At 74.4% G+C, this 20,152-nt stretch carries 15 protein-coding genes; 5 read left to right on the top strand and 10 right to left on the bottom strand.

Annotation, left to right across the window (positions count from 1 at the left end):
- Positions 1-167: 167 nt before the first annotated feature.
- Positions 168-2,894 (bottom strand): helicase C-terminal domain-containing protein, encoded by a 2,727-nt coding sequence (locus OG766_RS15595; RefSeq protein WP_328725594.1) that lies wholly within the window; start codon positions 2,892-2,894, stop codon positions 168-170.
- 76 nt (positions 2,895-2,970) lie between these two features.
- On the opposite strand from OG766_RS15595, the gene OG766_RS15590 reads away from it, so the two are divergent.
- A complete protein-coding gene (locus tag OG766_RS15590) occupies positions 2,971-3,966 on the top strand; it encodes a hypothetical protein (RefSeq protein ID WP_328725593.1) in 996 nt (331 codons plus the stop codon).
- A gap of 406 nt (positions 3,967-4,372) precedes the next feature.
- On the opposite strand, the gene OG766_RS15585 is transcribed toward OG766_RS15590, so the two are convergent.
- The 3 genes from OG766_RS15585 to OG766_RS15575 are packed head-to-tail and all read right to left on the bottom strand — an operon-like array spanning position 4,373 to position 7,346.
- Entirely contained in the window at positions 4,373-5,224 is an 852-nt protein-coding gene (locus OG766_RS15585; RefSeq protein WP_266379406.1) for an ABC transporter ATP-binding protein, read from the bottom strand.
- Entirely contained in the window at positions 5,221-6,300 is a 1,080-nt protein-coding gene (locus OG766_RS15580; protein ID WP_328725592.1) for a FecCD family ABC transporter permease, read from the bottom strand. Before OG766_RS15580 ends, OG766_RS15585 begins: the two co-directional genes overlap by 4 nt.
- Positions 6,301-6,338: 38 nt before the next feature.
- Positions 6,339-7,346: a FecCD family ABC transporter permease gene (locus tag OG766_RS15575; RefSeq protein ID WP_266379400.1), complete on the bottom strand. Its 1,008-nt coding sequence runs from the start codon at positions 7,344-7,346 to the stop codon at positions 6,339-6,341.
- A gap of 216 nt (positions 7,347-7,562) precedes the next feature.
- On the opposite strand from OG766_RS15575, the gene OG766_RS15570 reads away from it, so the two are divergent.
- Positions 7,563-8,216, top strand: coding sequence for an HAD family hydrolase (locus OG766_RS15570; RefSeq protein WP_328725591.1), 654 nt, complete (start codon positions 7,563-7,565; stop codon positions 8,214-8,216).
- Here the strand turns inward: OG766_RS15570 and OG766_RS15565 are convergent.
- On the bottom strand, positions 8,213-8,473 hold the full coding sequence (locus OG766_RS15565; RefSeq protein ID WP_266379393.1) for a hypothetical protein: 261 nt from the start codon (positions 8,471-8,473) through the stop codon (positions 8,213-8,215). The genes OG766_RS15570 and OG766_RS15565 overlap by 4 nt on opposite strands.
- 180 nt (positions 8,474-8,653) lie before the next feature.
- Here OG766_RS15565 and OG766_RS15560 point away from each other — a divergent pair, with 180 nt between their 5' ends.
- On the top strand, positions 8,654-9,037 hold the full coding sequence (locus OG766_RS15560) for a cold-shock protein (protein ID WP_323137286.1): 384 nt from the start codon (positions 8,654-8,656) through the stop codon (positions 9,035-9,037).
- Positions 9,038-9,187: 150 nt separating this feature from the next.
- Here the strand turns inward: OG766_RS15560 and OG766_RS15555 are convergent, their stop codons facing one another.
- The 4 genes from OG766_RS15555 to OG766_RS15540 form a co-directional block, all read right to left on the bottom strand.
- Positions 9,188-10,030: a 1,4-dihydroxy-6-naphthoate synthase gene (locus tag OG766_RS15555; protein ID WP_266379390.1), complete on the bottom strand. Its 843-nt coding sequence runs from the start codon at positions 10,028-10,030 to the stop codon at positions 9,188-9,190.
- On the bottom strand, positions 10,027-10,743 hold the full coding sequence (locus OG766_RS15550) for a futalosine hydrolase (protein WP_266379388.1): 717 nt from the start codon (positions 10,741-10,743) through the stop codon (positions 10,027-10,029). The genes OG766_RS15555 and OG766_RS15550 overlap by 4 nt, the downstream gene beginning before the upstream one ends.
- A 22-nt stretch (positions 10,744-10,765) precedes the next feature.
- Entirely contained in the window at positions 10,766-11,245 is a 480-nt protein-coding gene (locus tag OG766_RS15545; RefSeq protein WP_266379386.1) for a DUF2771 domain-containing protein, read from the bottom strand.
- Positions 11,246-11,348: 103 nt separating this feature from the next.
- Entirely contained in the window at positions 11,349-12,716 is a 1,368-nt protein-coding gene (locus OG766_RS15540; RefSeq protein WP_328725590.1) for an MFS transporter, read from the bottom strand.
- Between the two features lie 281 nt (positions 12,717-12,997).
- On the opposite strand from OG766_RS15540, the gene OG766_RS15535 reads away from it, so the two are divergent.
- Together OG766_RS15535 and OG766_RS15530 are read left to right on the top strand one after the other, a co-directional pair.
- A complete protein-coding gene (locus tag OG766_RS15535; protein WP_266379380.1) occupies positions 12,998-13,906 on the top strand; it encodes a DUF3027 domain-containing protein in 909 nt (302 codons plus the stop codon).
- Between the two features lie 416 nt (positions 13,907-14,322).
- Complete coding sequence (locus OG766_RS15530) at positions 14,323-17,475, top strand: sacsin N-terminal ATP-binding-like domain-containing protein (protein WP_328725589.1); 3,153 nt, start codon at positions 14,323-14,325, stop codon at positions 17,473-17,475.
- Positions 17,476-17,543: 68 nt separating this feature from the next.
- Here the strand turns inward: OG766_RS15530 and OG766_RS15525 are convergent, their stop codons facing one another.
- On the bottom strand, positions 17,544-20,045 hold the full coding sequence (locus OG766_RS15525) for a hypothetical protein (protein WP_328725588.1): 2,502 nt from the start codon (positions 20,043-20,045) through the stop codon (positions 17,544-17,546).
- Positions 20,046-20,152: the final 107 nt, after the last annotated feature.

Here is a 20,152-nt window from a genome sequence, read left to right as displayed (position 1 = left end):
TCCCGTGCAGCCAAACGTCCAGTTTGCCTCATCGGGCGGTGTGGCCGGGTGGCCTCGGCCACACCGCCGTGGTTCGGGCCGGGCGCTCAGATCAGCGGGCTGCGCCCGCATGTTTCGCCCGTAGGCCCTGACGGCGCTCCTTCGGCCTACGCCGCCTACGACGCGGGCTACGCCGGTTCGGCGAGTTCGGCGACGCCGGTGATGCGGTGGAGCGGGTACGTGCGGACCTCGTCGGCCGTGTGGTCGTACGCGGTGACGAAGCCGCCCTCGACGCGGATCGGTGCGATGACGCGCTGGCTGGCGGCGCCGTCGGCGTTGACGTAGCCGATCCAGATCGCGGAGCCGGTGAGGGCGGCGGCCTGCACGGTGGCGAGGGTCTCGGCGGGGGTGGTGCGGGGCAGCGCGCCCTCGGCCGTGTGCGGTGCGGGTTTGCGTACGGCCGTGGCGGCCTTGTCGCCCGCCCGGATCGCCTTCACGGCGGCGCCGAGCAGCGTGTCGTCCGGGAGCGGCGGCCCGTCGGGGACGGGAACGGGCGGGGTGCGGTGCGGGGTGCGGTGGGCGTCGGCGCGGGTGATGAGCACATCGCCCTCGGCCGACTCGGCGGCCGGCGCGTACCCCATGGCCCGCAGCCCGTCGAGCAGCGTCGCCGGGTCGGCCTGGGCGGCCAGCACGGTGGGCGCGAGACGGCGCATGCGCAGCCCGTGCGAGCGCCGGTCGGCGAGGATCTCGTCCAGCAGTGCGTCGTCGTCGCAGCGTACGTAGGCGGAGGCGGCGCCGATACGGAGATGGCCGTGCTTTCGCGCCACGTCGTCGATGAGATAGCTGAGCGGCTGCGGGACGGGGGTACGGCTGTGCCTGGCCAGGAACGCGTGCACGTCCGTCGCCGCCTGCCCGGCATCCAGCGCCCGCCGTACGGACCCCGGCGTAAACCGGTACACCGTCGCGCCACCCTTCGACTCCACGTCCGCCAGCACGCCGAGGGCCTCCGCCAGCGGCCGCTCCAGGGGGCCGGGCGCGACGGCCGTGAGGTCGGCCTGGAGCAGGACGTGGTCGAGCGGCTCGGGCAGCATCGGCGCGATCACGGCCGCGGCGAGCGCGGCCCGCGCGGCGAGCTCGGCCGGGCTGTGAGGCACCACGCCGCCGGTCGCCGACGCGGCGGCGGTGCTCGCCGCGAGGGACTGCGAGGGCGAGCCGGAGGGGCCCGCGGGTTCGGCGGACCCGGGGCCGGCCTCGGTGCGCCCGCGCCCGTCCGCCGGGGACGGCGTCGGAGGGGCCGGAGGGGCCGGTGGGGCCGCCAGCAGGGTGCGGGCCGCTGTGCAGAGCGCGCCGCGGCCCGTGAGGCCGAGGAGTTCGGCCTCGGTGAGGGTCCAGGCGGCGATGCGGGAGCGTAGGTCGGGGGTGTCGGGCGCCCCCGGGGCGGCGGGGGACGGGGTGCGGACGGGTCGTTCCCAGCGGAGGCGGGCGAGGAGGGAGTCCTGGACCGGGGCCGCGCCCCAGGGCAGATCGGCGAGCAGGGTCAGCACCCGGTGACGGACCTCGGGCGCGGCGCCGCGGTCCAGGTCCGGGCCGAGCGCCGCGAGCGTACGGCCCTTGGTGTCCTGGCCGCCGACCAGACCCGCCGTCCGCGTCGCGGTCAGCCACGCCGTGACCAGCGCCGTCCAGCGCGCGGGCGCGGGCAGGTCGAGCCACTCGTCGTACGCGGGCGTCGGCGCGAACCGTTCGTCCGCCTCGCCGTCCGAGGCCAGCAGCCCGGCCGCGTAGGCCAGTTCGATCCAGAACGCGGCGATCTCCTCGGAGACGTTCAGCGCCGCCGCCGTGCGCTTGAGGTCGCGGACGCTGAGCCCGCCCGCCCTCAGCACCGCGGGCCCGCCCGTCTGCCAGCCCTTCAGCAGCTCCTCGACGGTCGCGAGCGCGGTGTGCGCCTGACCCGCCGCCGTACTGTCCACAACCTGTGGACGGTATTCGGCCGCGACCCGGACCTCCGGCGGCACCGGCTCCGTCTCGCGGTGCGCACGCCCACCGCGCAGATGCAGCGCGGCCTCGCGCGGCAGCACGACCGTGCGCAGCGACGTGGGCAGCAGCAGCCCGTGGTCCCGGAGCCATCGCACCGGCGGCGCGGGATCCGCCGTGACCTCTCCGTACGGCGGCCCCCACACCAGCCGGTCCAGCACCGCCAGAGCGTCCGGCGGAGCCGTGTCCAGCAGCGCCGTCATCCGCTCCCGGTCGGTGAACAGCGAGGTCAGCGCCGCCACCGCGGACACGGGGTCATGGGTGGACGTCAGCCCCACCGCGCCGAGGATCTCCTGCAGCCGGCCCGGCGACATCCCGGACGTCGTCTCCGCCACCGTCGGCCCGAGCCCGGTCGCCGACGGATGCTGGGGAGAAGGGGCGAGCAGCTCGCGCGCCGTGCGCACCAGCCGCAGCCGGTCGTCGTCGCCCCAGATCAGCGCCTGCTCGCGCAGCACGCCGAGCGCACGGGGCAGCGCGGCCTCGACCGCCGGGTCGCCGTCGTCGCCGCCCAGCAGGGCGAGGACCGTCCCGTACGACGCCGGCTCGACCGCCACGGCCACTGCCTGGGCGGTCTGCAGCGTGAACCGGTCGAGCCGTTCCAGCGCCCGTACGACGGAGGCGCGGGTGCCGGCGCGGGTGGCGAGCTGCGTCAGGTCGTTCGGGACCGGGGACAGCAGATCGGGGCGGGCGCGCAGCAGCGCGGCGAGACCTTCGTCGCCGCGTGAGCGCAGCGCCTCGGCCAGTGTGCGGGGCGACGCGCCGGCCGCGCGGCCGCCCGTGCCTTCGGCCGTACTGGCGGAGGCATGTGCGTCCGTACGCGCGGACGTCTCCGCGGATGGTCCTGCGGGCACGTGCGCCTCCCGATCGAGCTCACCGGTCCCCATCCGCCCCACGTTAGCCCCTGCCCAGGCGCTAACGTCAGGACCGGGCGGCGGTACGGGCGCGCTGTGGAGGGGCACCGTGGGGATCGAGAGCGATCAGCTTGTCTTCGACTACCTGAGCCGGGTCGGCGACCTGGCCCAGCAACGCCAGCTGCCCTCCGGGACCAGGATGCAGCTCGTGTCGTCGCTGCGGAACGAGATCGACCGGCAGCGCGCCAAGTACGGCACCGACAGCCCCGCGGCCGTCCAGCGCATCCTGGGCCGGCTGGGGTCGCCGGACGAGGTGGTGGACGACGCGGCCACCGGCCCCGAGGGCGCTTCCGGCTCAGGCTCCGGTTCCGGCTCCGGTTTCGGCTCCGACGCGACGGCCGCGTCCGTCCCGGAGCAGCGGTCCGGTGCCGCCGCCGGCGACGACCTCCTGGGCGACACGGCACCGGAGCCGGACTGGTGGCGGATCGAGCGGACCGGCCAGGAGCCGGGCGAGCGCGTCGGAGGATTCGTCGGCGGGTCCGTCGGCGGGTTCGTCGGCGGGGTGGAGATCCCGGACCTGCTGACGCCTCCGCGGCCGGGTGACGCCGCGGCCAAGGACGCCGACAAGGCGGCGAAGGCCGGGGGAGAGCCTGACGGTTCACGGCGCCGGTGGCGCCTGCGGTCCCGTCGCGGTGGGCCCGCGGCCCCCGACCCCGCGGCCGGGACGGCTCCGGATCCTGCGGCCGGGAAAGCGGCCGCCCGCGTGTCGCTCGGCCATCCGATGCCGCTGTTCGCCGCCACGCTCCTGGCCGTCGGCGCGATCCTCGGCTCACTGATCGCCCTGGCCGGCGGCTGGCTCCTCGCCTACGCCACCCGGGCGCTCTCGCGCACCGAAGCGAAATGGGCGGTCCTCGGCCTCCCCGGCCTCGTCGCCCTGACCGCCGCGGTCTGGCTCTGGGGCCGCCTCGACGGCCGCTGGGGCGACCCGATCGCGCCGGGCGGGGAAGCGATGGGCGAGGCGCTGGCGGGGACATGGCCGTGGGCGGTGCGGGCGGCGGCGGTGGCGTCGGCGCTGTTCCTGATCTGGCGCGCGCGCCGGAGGTGACCCATGGCGAAGGCGGCCACCACGCTGGTGACCACCTCGTCAGGACCATCCGGCCGCCAGCAACACCCGGCGTCGGTCAGGGACGTCCGGAGTCGCTCAGGAGGTCCGCAGTCGGGCAGGGGCACCCGGCGTCGGCCAGGACCATCCGGTCGCCAGGAACACCCGGAGTCGGTCAGGGACGTCCGGAGTCGCTCAGGAGGTCCGCAGTCGGGCAGGGGCACCCGGCGTCGGCCAGGACCATCCGGTCGCCAGGAACACCCGGAGTCGCTCAGGGACGTCCGGAGTCGGGCAGGGGCACCCGGAGGGGCTCAGGACGTCCGGAGTCGGGCAGGAATGCCTGGCGTCGGTCAGTGACGTCCGGAGTCGGGCAGGGGCTGCGCGGCGTCGTGCGGCGGGGCCCGCAGGATCACACGGTGCCCGCGGCGCGGGCCCCGTCCGCCTGGGCGGGCACGGCGGCCGGGCCGGCTGCCGGCGCCTGCCAGGGCGCTCCGGGAACCACCAGTGGTGACCCCGTCACCGGGTCGGGGACGACGACCGACGCGAGGCCGAAGACCTCCCGGACCAGTTCGGCGGTGACGACGTCCGACGGGTGACCCTCGGCGACGATGCGGCCTTCCTTCATGGCGACGAGGTGATCGGCGTACCGGGCGGCCTGGTTGAGGTCGTGCAGCACGGCGACGACCGTCCGGCCGCGCTCGTGGTTGAGCTGGCGCACCAGATCGAGGACCTCCACCTGGTGCGCGATGTCCAGGAACGTCGTCGGCTCGTCGAGCAGCAGCAGATCCGTCTCCTGCGCCAGCGCCATCGCGATCCACACGCGCTGCCGCTGACCACCCGACAGCTCGTCCACCGGCCGGTCCGCGAGCGCGGTGACGTCCGTGCGCTCCATCGCGTCCGTGACGGCCCGCTCGTCCTCGTCCGACCACTGCTTCCACCAGGCCTGGTGCGGCTGCCGGCCGCGCGAGACCAGGTCGGCGACGGTGATCGCCTCGGGTGCGACCGGCGACTGCGGCAGCAGCCCGATCCGCTGCGCGATCCGCTTCGTCGGGATACGGGCCAGCTCCGTGCCGTCCAGCAGCACCGCGCCGCCCTTCGGCTTCAGCAGCCGGCCGAGGGCGCGCAGGGTCGTCGACTTACCGCAGGCGTTCGGGCCGACGATGACGGTCACCCGGCCGTCGGGAACGGCCAGGTCGAGCTCGTGGACGACCGTGCGGTCCTCGTAGGCGAGCGTCAGCTCACGGGCCGTCAGCCTGCTCATGCGTTCCCTCCAGCGGTACGGCCGGTGCGGCCGCGGACGATCAGCCAGACCAGGTAGGGGGCGCCGACGGCGGCCGTCAGCACGCCCACGGGCAGTTCGGTCGGTGCCAGCAGGCGCCGCGCCAGCAGATCGGCGAGTACGACGATGACCGCGCCCAGCAGCGCGGAACAGAGCAGCGGGATCTGCGCGGTACGGGTCGTCCGGCGGGCGAGCTGCGGCGCCAGCAGCGCGACGAAGTCGACCGGGCCCGCGGCGCCCGTCGCGACGGAGGCGAGGAGGACGCCGAGGAGGACGAGGCCGAGACGTACCCGCCCGAGCCGTACGCCCAGCGCGGTGGCGGTGTGGTCGTCGAGGGCCACGTTCCGCATGGCCCGCGAGGCCCACAGCACGCCCGGGACCAGGACGAGGAGCGTCCAGCCGAGGGGCGCGGCCTCGTCCCAGCCGCGGCCGTTGAGGGATCCGGTCATCCAGATCTGGGCCTGCTGGGCCACGAGATAGTCGCCCTTGGTCATGAAAAGGCTCGTGACCGAGCGCAGGGCGATGGCGAAGCCGATGCCGACGAGGACGAAGCGGGTCGCGTGGAGTCCGCCGCGCCAGGCGAACACGTACACGAGCGCGGCGGCCGCGATGCCGCCCGCGACGGACAGGTACGGCAGGACGGCGTACGAGGTGACGCCGAAGGTCAGCGCGGCGACGGTGACCGCGCTCGCACCCTGGCTGATGCCGATGATGTCCGGGCTGGCGAGGGGATTGCGGGCGACGGTCTGGATGAGCGCCCCGGCGACCCCGAAGGCCGCGCCGACGAGCAGCCCGACGACCAGGCGCGGCAGCCGCAGCGTGCCGACGACCAACTCCTCGGCGGACGGCTGCCCGAGGAGCACCTTCACGACCTCGGTGGGCGCGACGAAGCTCTCGCCGAAGCAGAGGTACGCGACACACACGCCCGCGAGCACCACGGTCAGCGCCACGGCGACACCGGCGGCCCGCCGGTGCACGAGGAACGTGCCCCGCCCGGCCCGCACCCGGCTGTACCCGGCCGGCCGCACACCGCGCCGGGCCACTGCCTCGACGGTCATCGCATGCTCTCCTCGTCGTCGCCGCACCGTGGCCGGGCTCACGCGGGGACCGTCTTCCGGCGGATCAGGGCGACCAGGAACGGGACACCGATCAGGGCGGTCATCACACCCGCCGGGACCTCGCTCGGGGGGAACAGGACGCGTCCGGCGACGTCGGACACGAGGAGCATCACGGGCCCGATGAGCGCGGCGAGCGGAAGCACCCAGCGGTGGTCGGTGCCGACGATCGCGCGGGCGATGTGCGGGACCGCCAGACCGATGAAGGCGATCGGGCCGGCCGCGGCGACGCCCGCGCCGGTGAGGATCGTGGCGCCGATGCCGCCGACGACGCGTACCGCCGCGACGCGCCGGCCGAGGCCCTTCGCCACGTCCTCGCCGAGGGCCAGCGCGTCGAGTCCGCGGGCGACGGACACCACGAGCACCGTGCCGAGCAGCAGGAAGGGCAGGAGTTGAACGGCGATCTCCGCGTCACGGCCGCCGAGGGCGCCGACCTGCCAGAAGCGGAACTCGTCGAGCGCGGCGGCCTTCGTCGTCAGTACGGCCATGGTCACCGACACCAGCAGCGCGTTGATCGCCGCGCCGCCCAGCGCCAGCTTCACCGGCGTCGCCCCGCCCCGGCCGCTGGAGCCGATCGCGTACACCGCGACCGACGCGAGCGCCGCGCCCGCGAAGGCGAACCAGACATGGCCCAGGAGGGTGTGCACACCTGCGAAGGCGATCGCGAGGACCACCCCCACCGACGCGCCCTGGCTGATGCCGAGGATCCCGGGATCGGCGATCGGGTTGCGGGTCAGGCCCTGCAGCACCGTGCCGGCGAGTGCCAGCGAGGCGCCGACCATCAGGCCGATGAGCGTGCGCGGCAGCCGCAGCTGACGCACGACCTCGGCGGAATCACTTGTTCCGCCGTGCAGCAGGGCGTCGAACACCGCGGACGGCGCGATGGGGCGCGCCCCGACGGCGAGACTGAGCAGCACCGCGACGAGCAGCGCCACGGCGGCCGCCGCGACCGCGAGCACGCGTCTGGTTCTGGGAGCGGCGGCTGACATCGAAACCCATCAGGAGGTTGGTAAGGCTCGGCTAAGTGTAAGCACCGGTTCCGGTACGCCCGACGGCACCCACCCGGCCCCCTACCGGCCCCTTTCCGGTCCTCCTCCGGCACCTTCCGCTGCTCCTCCGGCACCCCTTCCGGTGCTCCTCGGCACCTTCCGGCCCTTCTCCGGCCTCCCTCCGGCCGCCGTCCGCCCACAGGCACAATGGCCTGCATGGCTCCGGAACCCCTGACGCGACCGCTCCCGCGACCGTTCACGGTCGGCTTCGACCTCGACATGACCCTGATCGACTCGCGTCCCGGCATCCGGGCCGCCTACCAGGCCCTCGCCGCCGAGACCGGTGTCCGGATAGACGCCGACCTCGCGGTCACCCGGCTCGGGCCGCCGCTGGAGCAGGAGCTCGCGCACTGGTTCCCTGACGACCGGATCCAGGAGGTCGCCGACCGCTACCGCGAGCTGTACCCCGCGTACGCGATCCCGCCGACGCCCGCGATGCCCGGCGCCCGTGAGGCCATCGCCGCCGTCCACGCGCTCGGCGGCCGCGCCGTCGTCGTCACGGCCAAGCACGAGCCGAACGCCAAGATGCACCTCGTCCACCTCGGCCTGGAGCCGGACGAGGTCATCGGCTGGCTGTGGGCCGAGGCCAAGGCGGAGGCGCTGCGCGAGCACGACGCGCGGGTGTACGTCGGCGACCACATCGGCGATGTGCGCGGGGCCCGTACCGCCGGGGCGCTGTCCGTCGCCGTACCGACCGGGCCGTGCGACGAGCGGGAGCTGCGTGAGGCGGGGGCGGACGTGGTCCTGCCGGACCTCACCGCGTTCCCGGCCTGGCTCGCCGAGTACGCCGACGCGAACGCCGCCGGCTAGGCCGACGGGGCCGCCGAGGAGCGCGCCTGACGGCGCTGCGCCGCGATCGACCGGAGCACCCCCGCTCCCGCGATCAGGAAGCCGACGCCCATGAGCATGCTGACGAGATAGGCGACGGTCGGGAACGGCTCCGTACCGAGGAACAGTGGGGCCACGGTGACCAGAGTGGCCACGGCGCCGATGATGAAGACGATCGCGCCGACGCGGACGAGCCCGTCGCCGGGAGCGGCCGAATTCGCTTGGGTTTCATGAGTCACCCGACCAGGGTAGTTCCCAGCGCGTAGGAACCACCGGGGACGTCTTGTCAGGGGCCCTTGGACCATTAGCCTTGGGTGGTGGCGGGTCGGTGGACCCGCTGCAGTGCTATCCAGAGCAGTTTTTGCTTTCCGGACCAGTTTTTTTCGCAATTCCCGACGAGTACGAGGACGAGGACAGACGTGCCTACCGGCAAGGTCAAGTGGTTCAACAGCGAGAAGGGCTTCGGCTTTCTCTCCCGCGACGACGGCGGCGACGTCTTCGTCCACTCGTCGGTGCTTCCTGACGGAGTCGACAGCCTGAAGCCCGGCCAGCGGGTCGAGTTCGGCGTCGTAGCGGGCCAGCGCGGTGACCAGGCACTTTCGGTGACGGTCCTCGACCCGACCCCCTCCGTGGCCGCCGCGCAGCGTCGTAAGCCGGACGAGCTGGCGTCGATCGTGCAGGATCTGACGACGCTCCTGGAGAACATCACGCCGCAGCTGGAGCGCGGTCGCTACCCGGACAAGGTCCACGGCAAGAAGATCGCGGGCCTGCTGCGCGCGGTCGCCGACCAGCTCGACGTCTAGCCCGGCAGGGCGCAGGCTCGACGTACGTCGCGGCCGGGGGCGGCATCCGCCCCCGGCCGCGACGTGTGTCAGGGAGTCAGGCAGTCAGGAGGTCCGGGGAGTCCGGGGAGTCCGGGGAGTCCGGGGAATCCTGCGGCTTCAGCGAACTCTTCAGGGGAACTTCAGCGCTTCCGGTCCGAGCGCCGGGACCAGACCCTCCGCCGCGGCGCGCGTGAGCAGTCCGCGCACCGCCGCGTAGCCGTCCTCACCGAGGGCGGCCGTGAACTCGTTGACGTAGAGCCCGATGTGCTGGTCGGCCACCGCCGGGTCCATCTCCTGGGCGTGTTCCATCACGTACGGGCGGGACGCCGCCGGGTCGTCCCAGGCCATGCGCACGGACGTCCGTGCGGACTCGGCGAGACGGGTCAGCACCTCCTCGCCCAGCGAGCGCCTGGCGATGATGGCGCCGAGCGGGATCGGCAGGCCCGTCGTCGACTCCCAGTGCTCGCCCATGTCCGCGAGGCAGTGCAGCCCGTAGTTCTGATACGTGAATCGCGCCTCGTGGATGACGAGTCCGGCGTCCACCTTGCCGTCCCGGACCGCCGGCATGATCTCGTGGAACGGGAGCACGACGATCCGGCCCACCCCGTCCGGCAGCACGTCCGCCGCCCACAGCCGGAACAGCAGATACGCGGTCGACTTCTCGCTCGGCACGGCGACCGTCGCGCCCGTCAGGTCCACGCCCGGCTCGCGCGTGAGCACGAGCGGGCCGCAGCCGCGCCCCAGCGCCCCGCCGCAGGGCAGCAGCGTGTAGCGGTCGAGGACGTACGGCAGGACGGCGTACGACACCTTCAGCACGTCGAACTCGCCGCGCTCCGCCATGCCGTTGGTGATGTCGATGTCCGCGAACGTGACATCGAGACGGGGCGCGCCCGGGACCCGGTCGTGCGCCCAGGCGTCGAAGACGAACGTGTCGTTGGGGCAGGGCGAGTAGGCGATCTTGACCTTGGTCATCGGGCCTCCTCCTCGAGTACGGGGCTCAGCAGCCGGAACGCGTTCCGCAGTGCGTCCAGGGCCTCGCCGATGCGCCAGGCGGCCCGGTCGCGCGGGCCGACGGCGTTGGACACGGCACGGATCTCGACGACGGGCACGCCGTGCGCGGTGGCGGCCTCGGCGACCCCGAAGCCCTCCATCGCCTCGGCGGCGGCCCGTGGGTGACGAGCGGTCAGCTCGGCGGCGCGGGAGGCGGTGCCGGTGACGGTGGACACGGTCAGGACAGGACCGTGCACCGCGTCCAGAGCCTTGGCGATCCGCTCCGAGAGGGGAGCGGGGACGTGCGTGGAGCGCCCGAAGCCGAGCTGTTCGACGGCGAGATGGCCGTCGGGGGTCTGCGCGCCCAGGTCGGCGGCGACGATCGCGTCCGCGACGACGAGCGAGCCGAGCGGGGCGGTCCCCGCGAAGCCCCCGCCGATCCCGGCGGAGACGACGAGGTCGTAGGCGGGGCCCGTCGCCGTCGCCGAGGCCGTCAGCGCCGTCGCTGTCGCCGCGGCCGCCGCGGCCGGGCCCACGCCCCCCGCCAGGACGTCCACCGTCACCTCCGCGCCCGCACAGCGGCGCAGGGTGAGGCCGCCCGGAAGGGAGTGCGCGGGGGACGGGCCGTCGGCGGAGAGACCGGCGACGACGGAGTCGGCCTCCGCCGGCACCGCGGTCACGACGAGTACGCGCATGGCTGGGCCCGGTTCGGTCCGGTCAGTCCTTCAGCAGCTTGAAGTGCCAGATGCCGGTCAGCTTCTTGCCCGTCGTCTCCACGACGGAGACCTGCGCGGAGCTGGAGGGCTCCCCGGTCGTCGGGCTGGTGAAGAACGCGCTGGCCGGGATCGTCCGGTACGTCTTGTGGTACGGCTCCTGCTCGGCGCGCTGGCCGCCGATGAAGATCGTCCAGCCGTTCTCGGCGATCTCGGGGTCGACACCGAAGCGGACCTTGTCGTCGGCCGCGACCGTGATGGACTTCTCGGCCTTCTCGTTGAGGCAGCCCTGGATCAGCGACTCCCTGATCGCGGCGCCGTCGTTGTAGCAGGCGGCTTCGGTGTGCACCGAGGTCGTCCCGACCGTCACGGTCGCGAGCGGGGTCGGCTTGTCGCAGGCGGAGAGTACGAGGAGGCCGGCGGACACGGCACCGAGGGCGGCGGCGGCCCGGCGGTGCTTGCCGGTGAGGAACGCAACGGTCATGGCCCGAAGGCTATCGGGCCCCCGCGATCCCGCATCGCGGGGGTGCGGCGTGGCGCCCCGATGGCCCCGCACACCACCGCACCGGTCCCGGCCCGGGCCCCGATCAGCGGACCCGGGGCGCCACGGTCGTCCGCTCCGTGGTCGTCGTGCTGCGGCGCGAGGCCACCAGGAGGCCGCGAAGGGCCAGCACGGCGCCCGTCGCGAGGATGACCGCCGCGACCGACATGCCCAGGACGCCGTTCAGCGGCAGGGCGATCCCGATCGCGCCGCCCACCACCCACGACATCTGGAGCAGCGTCTCCGAACGGGCGAACGCCGACGTCCGCACCGCCTCGGGGACGTCCCGCTGGATCATCGCGTCCAGGGACAGCTTGGACAGGGCCTGCGACAGTCCGGCGACCGCGCCCAGCACCGCCACCATCAGCGGGCTGAAGAACACGGCCGCGAGCACCGCGGCCGACAGGGCGAGCGTCAGACCCGTGGCCACGATCACCTCCGGCGGGCGGTGCCGTACCCACGCCCCGATCGCCGTGCCGCACGCGTTGCCGATGCCCGCGGCGACGCCCACCATCACCAGCGACGCGGCGGCGCTCTGCCCGGCCAGGGGATGGACCCGCAGCAGGAACGCCAGGAAGAAGATCAGGAACCCGGAGAGCATGCGGTGCGCCGCGTTCGCCTGCAGCCCGTGCAGGACCGACGGGCCCACCGTGCGCAGGCTCGGCCTGCGCTCGCCGTGGGTCAGCATGTGCGCCTTGCGCTCGCCCTTCGCCGAGTCGACCTTGTGCGGCATGCTGAGCGCCAGGAACGTGCCGGCCGTGAAGATCGCGCACGCCCCGTACAGCGGCCACTCGGGACCGATCTGCTGCAGCGCGGCGCCGACCGGCGCGGCGATCCCGGTGGCGACCAGCCCGGCGAGCGTCACCCGGGAGTTCGCCTTCACGAGGGCGAAGCGCGGGGGGAGCAGACGCGGGACGACCGCGCTGCGGATCACCCCGTACGCCTTCGAGCACACCAGTACGCCGAGCGCGGCCGGATACAGCTCGAGGCCGCCCGTCGCGACCGCGCCCGACATGGTCAGCGCCAGCACCGCGCGGGCCGTCATCGTGCCCGCCATCGCGGCGCGGCGGCCGTGCGGGATGTGGTCCAGGAGCGGCCCGATCACGGGGGCCAGAAGAGCGAACGGGGCCATCGTGATCGCGAGGTAGAGCGCGACCCGCCCGCGCGCCTCGTCGGTGGGGACGGAGAAGAAGACGGTGGATGCGAGCGCGACGGTGATCATCACGTCGCCGGCGCCGTTGACGGCGTGCAGCTCGATGAGTTTTCCGAGCCCGGATTCGCCGGCGCCGTGTGCGTGGGTCGCCCGGCGAATGCCTCGTGCCGCGCCGGTGAACGGCAGGTGCAGGGCGCGGCCGGTCGCGCGCCACGCCCTGCTCAGCGGCCCGGAAACGCCGGACGACCTCGCGGCTGTCACGTCGTCATAGTGCCCTACGGACCTCCGACCCGAACCGGGATTCGGACGGGCAGGTGGGCGGGGCGCCACGGAGGGGGTAGCGTGCGTAGCGCGCCACCGGCGGTAGTTCTCGGCCGCGCGCCTCTTCGTCATCCCGCAGAATGGGTGATGTTAGGTGTGCCCGAGACGGATTGCCCGGGCGCGGACGTCGATGCGGCCCTCTGGTCCGCTCCGCCCGCCGCCCGTTACATCGCGAATCGGCCGGCGCACCCGTGAGACGGCGTAGGAGAGAAGCGAGACCTGTGAGTGCTGCGACGACGCGAAGCCGTACCCCTGACCGTCAGTGCGCCGAGGCGGTAGACCTCGCGCGCGCGGCCGCCGAAGAGGCGGCGGCGCCGGGGGTGGTGGGCGAGCATGTCTCGCTCGTGTCCGAGGGCGACCGGGTCGTCACCCACTTCTTCGAGTGCCAGGAGCCCGGGTACCGGGGCTGGCGCTGGGCGGTCACCGTCGCTCGCGCGTCCCGCGCGAAGGTGATCACCGTCGACGAGACCGTGCTGCTGCCGGGCCCCGACGCGCTGCTGGCGCCGGAGTGGGTGCCGTGGAGCGAGCGGCTGCGTCCGGGCGACATGGGCCCCGGTGACCTGCTGCCCACGGAGGCGGAGGACCTGCGTCTGGAGCCCGGCTACACGGGCGAGGACGCCCCGCCGCCGAACTCCGCGGTGTCGGAGGAGATGGCCGACCGCGTCGACGCGGAGGACGCGGAGATCGTGACGCGCGCGCCGTCGCGGGGCGCGATCGCGTCGCTGGCGGAGGAACTGGGGATGCGCAGGGCGCGGGTCCTGTCCCGGTACGGGCTGCATGTCGCGGCGGACCGCTGGGAGGAGTCGTACGGGGCGAAGACCCCGATGGCGCAGGCGGCGCCCGCCTCGTGCGTGACGTGCGGGTTCCTGGTGCCGCTCGCGGGCTCGCTGAAGCAGGCCTTCGGGGTGTGCGCGAACGAGTTCTCGCCCGCGGACGGGAACGTGGTGTCGCTGGCGTACGGGTGCGGAGGGCACTCGGAGGCGGCGGTCATGCCGAAGCCGCCCCGGCCGGCGCCGCCGGTGCTCGACTCGATGCGGCCGGACGAGTTCCCGCTCCGGCCCGCGCCGGACAGCGGCTCGGTCCCGGACCATGTGGACACGGCGTCGTCGGACGACCTCGGACATTCGTAGCAGGCGGCAGGGCCCGCGCCCCTGGGGTGCGGGCCCGCTTTCGTGCGCCGGTCTTCGTACGCCGCTCTTCGTACGCCGCTCTTCGTACGCCGCTCTTCGGACGCGGGCCTTCGGACGCGGGCCTTCGTACGCCCGTCTTCCTTCGTGGGACAGGGCGCTGCGCAGCGAGAACCGGGCCTCCGGTGCCGCCCACCGGTCGCCTGCCGCCGGGTCCCCTAGGCGAGCCCGCACCTTGATACCGGAGGGCTTTTTCCAGCCCGTGCGGGGGAGGCGGGGAGCAGCCACCGCCGCCGTACGCGGTACCTTCGGGCCGCACGGTGAGCGACCGCGCGCGGCGCTCGACGGGGCGGCGGCGGGCGGCGCGGACCGCCGTTCAGCGGTACACCGGTAACAGGGACTTCAGAGCGGAGACAGGCGTGAGCGTCAGGACGACCGAGGGGGCCGACCCGTTCGGGACGGCGCGGCTGCGGCGTGGAGTGCTCGACGCCTGGGGCGCCAGCCCCGCCCGCTTCCGGGAGGACGCCAACGCCGAGGAGGACCTCGCCCTCGGCGGCTACCGCGACCGCGTGATCGTCGAGCTCGCCCAGAACGCCGCCGACGCCGCCGCGCGCGCCGGTGTCCCCGGCCGGCTGCGTCTCACCCTCCAGCAGGGCACCTTCGTCGCCGCCAACACCGGCGCCCCGCTCGACGCCGCCGGCGTCGAGTCGCTGTCGACGCTGCGGGCCTCCGCCAAGCGCGATCACGACCAGGGCGCCGTCGGCCGGTTCGGCGTCGGATTCGCCGCGGTGCTCGCCGTGAGCGACGAGCCCGCCGTGGTCGGCCGGCACGGCGGCGTCCGGTGGTCGCTGGCCGAGGCACGCGGACTCGCCGAGCAGGCCGCGCAGGCCGGCCCCGGCCTCGGCGACGAGCTGCGCCGCCGCGACGGCCACGTACCGCTGCTGCGGCTGCCGCTGCCCGCCGAGGGCACCGCACCCGACGGCTACGACACCGTGGTGATCCTGCCGCTGCGCGACGGCACCGCCCAGGACCTGGTCGAGCGGCTGCTCGCCGGCATCGACGACGCCCTGCTGCTGACCCTGCCGGGAATCAGCGAGATCGTCGTGGAGACCCCGGACGGGGTACGGACCCTGCGCCGCTCGCAGCACGGCGACCACGTCCACGTCGACGACACCGCCCGTGGCCTGAGCCGCTGGCGCACCGTCACCCACCACGGGCCCGTCGAGCCCGCGCTGCTCGCCGACCGCCCGGTCGAGGAGCGGCTGCGGCCGCACTGGACCGTGACCTGGGCCGTGCCCGTCGACACCGAGGGCCTGCCCGTGTACCCGGCGACCGCGCCCGTCGTCCACGCGCCCACCCCGACGGACGAACCCCTCGGCGTGCCCGCGCTGCTGATCGCGTCGCTGCCGCTGGACACCGCCCGCCGCCACCCCGCGCCCGGCCCGCTCACCGACTTCCTGGTGCGGCGCGCGGCCGAGGCGTACGCCGAACTGCTCCGTGACTGGCACCCGGTCAGCACCGGCACCATCGACCTGGTCCCGGGGCCGCTCGGCAAGGGCGAACTGGACGGCGCGCTGCGCGCGGCGATCCTGGAGCTGCTGCCGCGCATCGCGTTCCTCGCCCCGGCCGCCCCCTCGGAGGACCTGGTGGCGCTGCGGCCTCTGGAGGCCGAGGTCGTCGAGGGCGCGGGCGCCGAGACCGTACGCGTCCTCGCGGACGTCCTGCCGACGCTGCTGCCCGCGGGTCTGGAGCGCCGGGTGGAGCTGCGGACGCTCGGTGTCGCACGGGTTCCGCTGACCGAGGCGATCGACCGGCTCGCCGGGATCGAGCGCGACCCGGCGTGGTGGTGGCGGCTCTACGACAGCCTCGCGGGCGTGGACCCCGAGCGGCTGTCCGGTCTGCCGGTCCCGCTCGCGGGCAGGGGCGCCGAGGCCGCCGAGGCGCCGGCCGCGGAGGACGACGAGGAGCTCCGGCCCCGCCGCGGCGCGGCCCGTACCACCATCGGCCCGCGCCAGGTGCTGCTGCCGACCTCGGAAACCCCGGACGGGCTCGCCCGGTTCGGGCTGAAGGTCGCCCACCCGGACGCCGCCCACCCGCTGCTGGAGAAGCTGGGCGCGCTGCCCGCGACCCCCCGCGCGGTGCTGACGACCCCGCAGGTGCGGGCCGCCGTCGCCGCGTCGATGGAGGACGGCGACATGCTGTGGGAGGAGGACGCGCCCGACAGCGAGGAGCTGGCGGAGATCGTCCTCGCCCTGGTCCGCGACGCGGGTCTGGAGCCGGGCGACGAGCCGTGGCTGGGCGCGCTCGCGCTGCCCGACGAGGACGGCGAGCCCGCGCCCGCCGGCGAACTCGTGCTGCCCGGCAGCCCCTTCGCGTCGGTCATGCGTGAGGGTGAGCTCGCCCTCGTCGACGCGGAACTGGCCGAGCGCTGGGGCGAGCAGCCGCTCGCCGCCTGCGGCGTGCTGGCGAACTTCGCCCTCGTCCGCGCCACCGACGTCGTCCTCGACCCCGACGAACTGGATCCCCGCGACGGGGACTTCGCCGAACCCGACGACGCCGGACTGCTGGACGCGGTCGACGTGTGGTGCGAGGACGTCCTGGACCGGCTGCCGGACACCCCGGTGCCGCCGGTGGCGACGGAGATCGTCGCCGTACGCGATCTGGACCTCGTCGACGACGAGGCGTGGCCGCAGGCGCTCGCGCTGCTGGCGCAGCCGCCGCTGCGGGACGCCCTCACCCAGACCGTACGGGTGCTGCTGCCCGACGGCACGACCGACACCGTGCGCCCCTACACGGCGTGGTGGCTGCGCGACCACCCCGTGCTGGGCGGCCGCCGGCCGGCGGGGCTGCGGGCCTCCGGCGGGGATCCGCTGCTGGTCGGCCTGTACGACTCGGCCGACGCGACCGGCTTCGAGGACGAGCAGGTGCTCCACGCGCTCGGCGTACGGACCTCCGTCGCCGCGCTCCTCGACGAGCCCGGCGGCGCGGCCGAGCTGCTGGGCCGGCTCGCCGACCCGGAGCGCCCGGTCACCGCATCCCAGCTGCACGCCCTCTACACCGCGCTGGCCGACCTGGACCCGGAGCAGGTGACGCTCCCGGACGAACTGCGCGCGGTCGTCGACGGCGAGGTGCGGGTCGTGGACGCCTCGGACGCGCTCGTCGCGGACGCCCCCGACCTGCTCCCGCTGACCGCGGACCGTCCGCTGCTGCCGGTCTCCCCGGTTCGGGCGGCGGACCTGGCCGACCTGCTCCAGGTCGGGCGGCTGAGCGAGGCGGTCCAGGCGGAGGTGACGACGGTCGGCGAGGAGCACGAGGTGCCCTCCTCGGTGCACGCCCTGCTGGGCCCGGCGACCCCGGCCTCGTACGTCGAGCACGAGGAACTCCTCGCCGGCGGCGTCGAACTCGACTGGCGCCGCACCCCCGACGGAGTCATCCACGCCGCCACGGTCGAAGGCGTCGCCGCCGGACTCGCCTGGGCGGCGGGCCAGTGGCCACGGCGCTTCGAGGTCGCGGCACTGCTGGAGGACCCGTCCCGTACGGAGGAACTGGCGCGGGACCGCTGGTTCGACTGAGGCACGGCAGACGAAGAGGGGCGCCGGTCACGAAGACCGGCGCCCCTCTCGCACGGTGCCGGCGGGTGCTAGCGCACGTCGACGAAGAAGACCGGTGAGGCCGCGGCCCCGATCTCGCCCGTGCGCGGCATCAGCCACCGCCAGTTGGCGTCGAACTCGGCCTTGGGAGTGGCCTTGACGATGCCGGACGCGTCGGCGGTCACCTTCGCGGCCACGGTCCAGGCCGTGACGCCCGGCTTGCGGTACTCGAGCTGCACCGGCCGGCCCTTCAGCGCGTTCCAGCGGCCGGTCGACCAGTCGACGAGGCCCGCGATGCCCTGGACGGCGAACAGCTTGCCCTTGGTGGCCTGGGCCGGTGCGGTCATCGTGACGCGGCTCTGGCGCAGGACGAGCGCGGAGCCGACGGCGCTGCGCTCGGTGAAGCTGCGGCCGTCGAGGGAGCGGGCCCCGATCGCGACCTTCCACTCACCGGACAGATCGTTGCGGCCGAGGGTCCGGCGTGCGTCGATGCTGATGGTCGTCTCGCAGGTGGAGGTGGTCGCGTTCACCTGGGTGCACTGCGGCTTCCACCCGGTGATGACACCGTCCGGCCGGGCGTACGAGCCGCGGTACAGGTACAGGAAGGTGTCCGCGATGCCCGACGGGTCGGAGACGGTGAACCGGGCCGGGTAGTCGGCGTAGTCGCCCACCGGGGGAGCGACGACCCGTCCGCCGTTGACCGACACGTCGGTGACGGTGACGGCGCCGACGGTCTCGTCGGCGGTGGGGACGGGGCCGGCGAAGGCACGCTCCACCGTGCGCCGGACGGTCGAGCCCTCGGTGTCCTTCGCGGTCACCCGGAGGGAGACGAACCGGGCGCCCTGCGGCACGGTGACTTCGGCCGAGGCCGTGTCGCCGGTGCCGGGAACGGGCAGCGCCGTCCATGTTCCGCCGTCGTCGGCCGAGTACTCCAGGCCGGTGACGGTCGCCGTCGCCGAGACGAGTCGTGAGTCGGCGGTCGCCGTCACGGTGACGGGCGAGGCGCCCGCGGCGTTGCGCGTGTCGAGGCCGTCGACGCGCACAGCGGCGTCCACCAGGGGCACTTCCTCCCAGCGCGACTGGGACCCGCTGGAGAAGAACGTCCACTCGGTGGTCTGGCGGTGGCTCAGCCGTGCGTAGTCCGCGGTGCGGTGGACCGTCTGCACCAGCCGGTAGCCGGCCCGCTGGGTGGGGGCGCCGGTGGTCGCGTGCCAGACCTCCGGGTAGCCCAGGCCCTTCACCTCGGCGAGGATCGTGCCGTTCGCGCTCAGCACCATGTCCTGGGTGGCCGACGTGTGGTCCGAGCCGTGGTTGCCCGCCCCGTCGCTGAAGGCGCGGGGATCGTAGATCTGGAACGTGGAGCCCAGGCGGTGGATCGAGGACAACTCGTCCCCCCTGCCCGCGAACGGGGCGATGCCCAGCGTCTCCCCGGCCTGGGTGCCCTTGGCCAGGGTGCGGGTCGGGGCGAACAGCTGGTGCCTGCCGGTCGCCACCAGCCGGGAGAACGGGCGGCCCGGGGTCACGTACTCGGTGACGGTGGCCGGCACCCGGATCGGGGAGCCCACGTAGACGCCGTCATCGGGCTGGCCCGTGTCCACGGTGGTGGAGAGGTGGCCGAGGGTGTCCCTGCCCTGGGAACGCACCGTGGTGACCGTCTTGGCCAGGTCGGCCGTCCGCACGAGGCGCGTGGGGTTCGCCGGCACGGTGCCGTCGAAGCTGTGGAAGAGGTCGTAGCGGTACGGGCTCGGGTTGTTCTCCGAAGTGCCGTCCTTCACCAGCACGTCGTGCACCCGCAGGGAGACGCCGGGCAGCGAGATCGGCGTCACGTACACCTTCTCGCCCCAACCGCCCATGAAGCCGGCGATGCCCCCGTTCGGGACCCGGATCCACACGGCGGCGCTCGCCCGCCGGGCGGTGGGGTCGTCGGTGGTGATGCCCGTCTCCTTGGCGGTGCTCGCGTCGAGCGACACCGTCAGGCCGCGGTCCTTCACGGTGAAGGTCTTGGTGAGCAGGTGGGTCGGCTGCCGCCAGTTGCTGAACATCCCGATCGTGACGTAGTCGCCCGGCGGCAGCGACACCGTTCCGAAGGAGTCCCACTGCTCCTCGGCGACGTCGTGGTACGTCCACGTCTTACGGTCCCAGACGTGGATGATGGGCCCGAAGTGGTCCGTGCCGGCGAGCTGGATCCGCACGGAGTACGCGGCGGAGGCCGCCCGCGCGGACCGCGCCGGGGCGGACTTCGGTGCCGCTCCCGTGGTGACCGTCGTGGCCCCCACCGGCTTCTTCAGGCCGACGGGCCGCACCTGGAGCCTGCCGTCCACCTTGCTGAACGCGTAACGTCCGGGCTGCTCGCCGGCCCGCTTCGGTACGACGCGGAAGCCGGGCGCTCCGGCGCCCTTGCCCTTGACCAGTTCGACCCGCTCACCGGTCGCGAGCGCCACCCCCTGAGCCGGCTGGTCCGCCGGCGCTCCGGCCGTCGGCGCGGGCGGCGTGGTCGCCGCACCGTCCGCCGCCAGGCTCTCGCCCGGTGCCAGGAGGACGGCGGCAGCCATGAGCGCTGCCGTCAGCATTCCCCCTGTGGTTCTTCGCCCTGTCCAGTTGTGCCGCATGCTGTGTGGAACTCCCCTCCCCACCCCGGGCGCTCGCCGCGCCACGGGTC

The organism is Streptomyces sp. NBC_00259 (assembly GCF_036181745.1).
Lineage (GTDB): Bacteria > Actinomycetota > Actinomycetes > Streptomycetales > Streptomycetaceae > Streptomyces > Streptomyces pratisoli.
The sequence above is the reverse complement of the archived record's forward strand: the minus strand, read 5'-3'. Positions and strand labels throughout refer to the sequence as shown.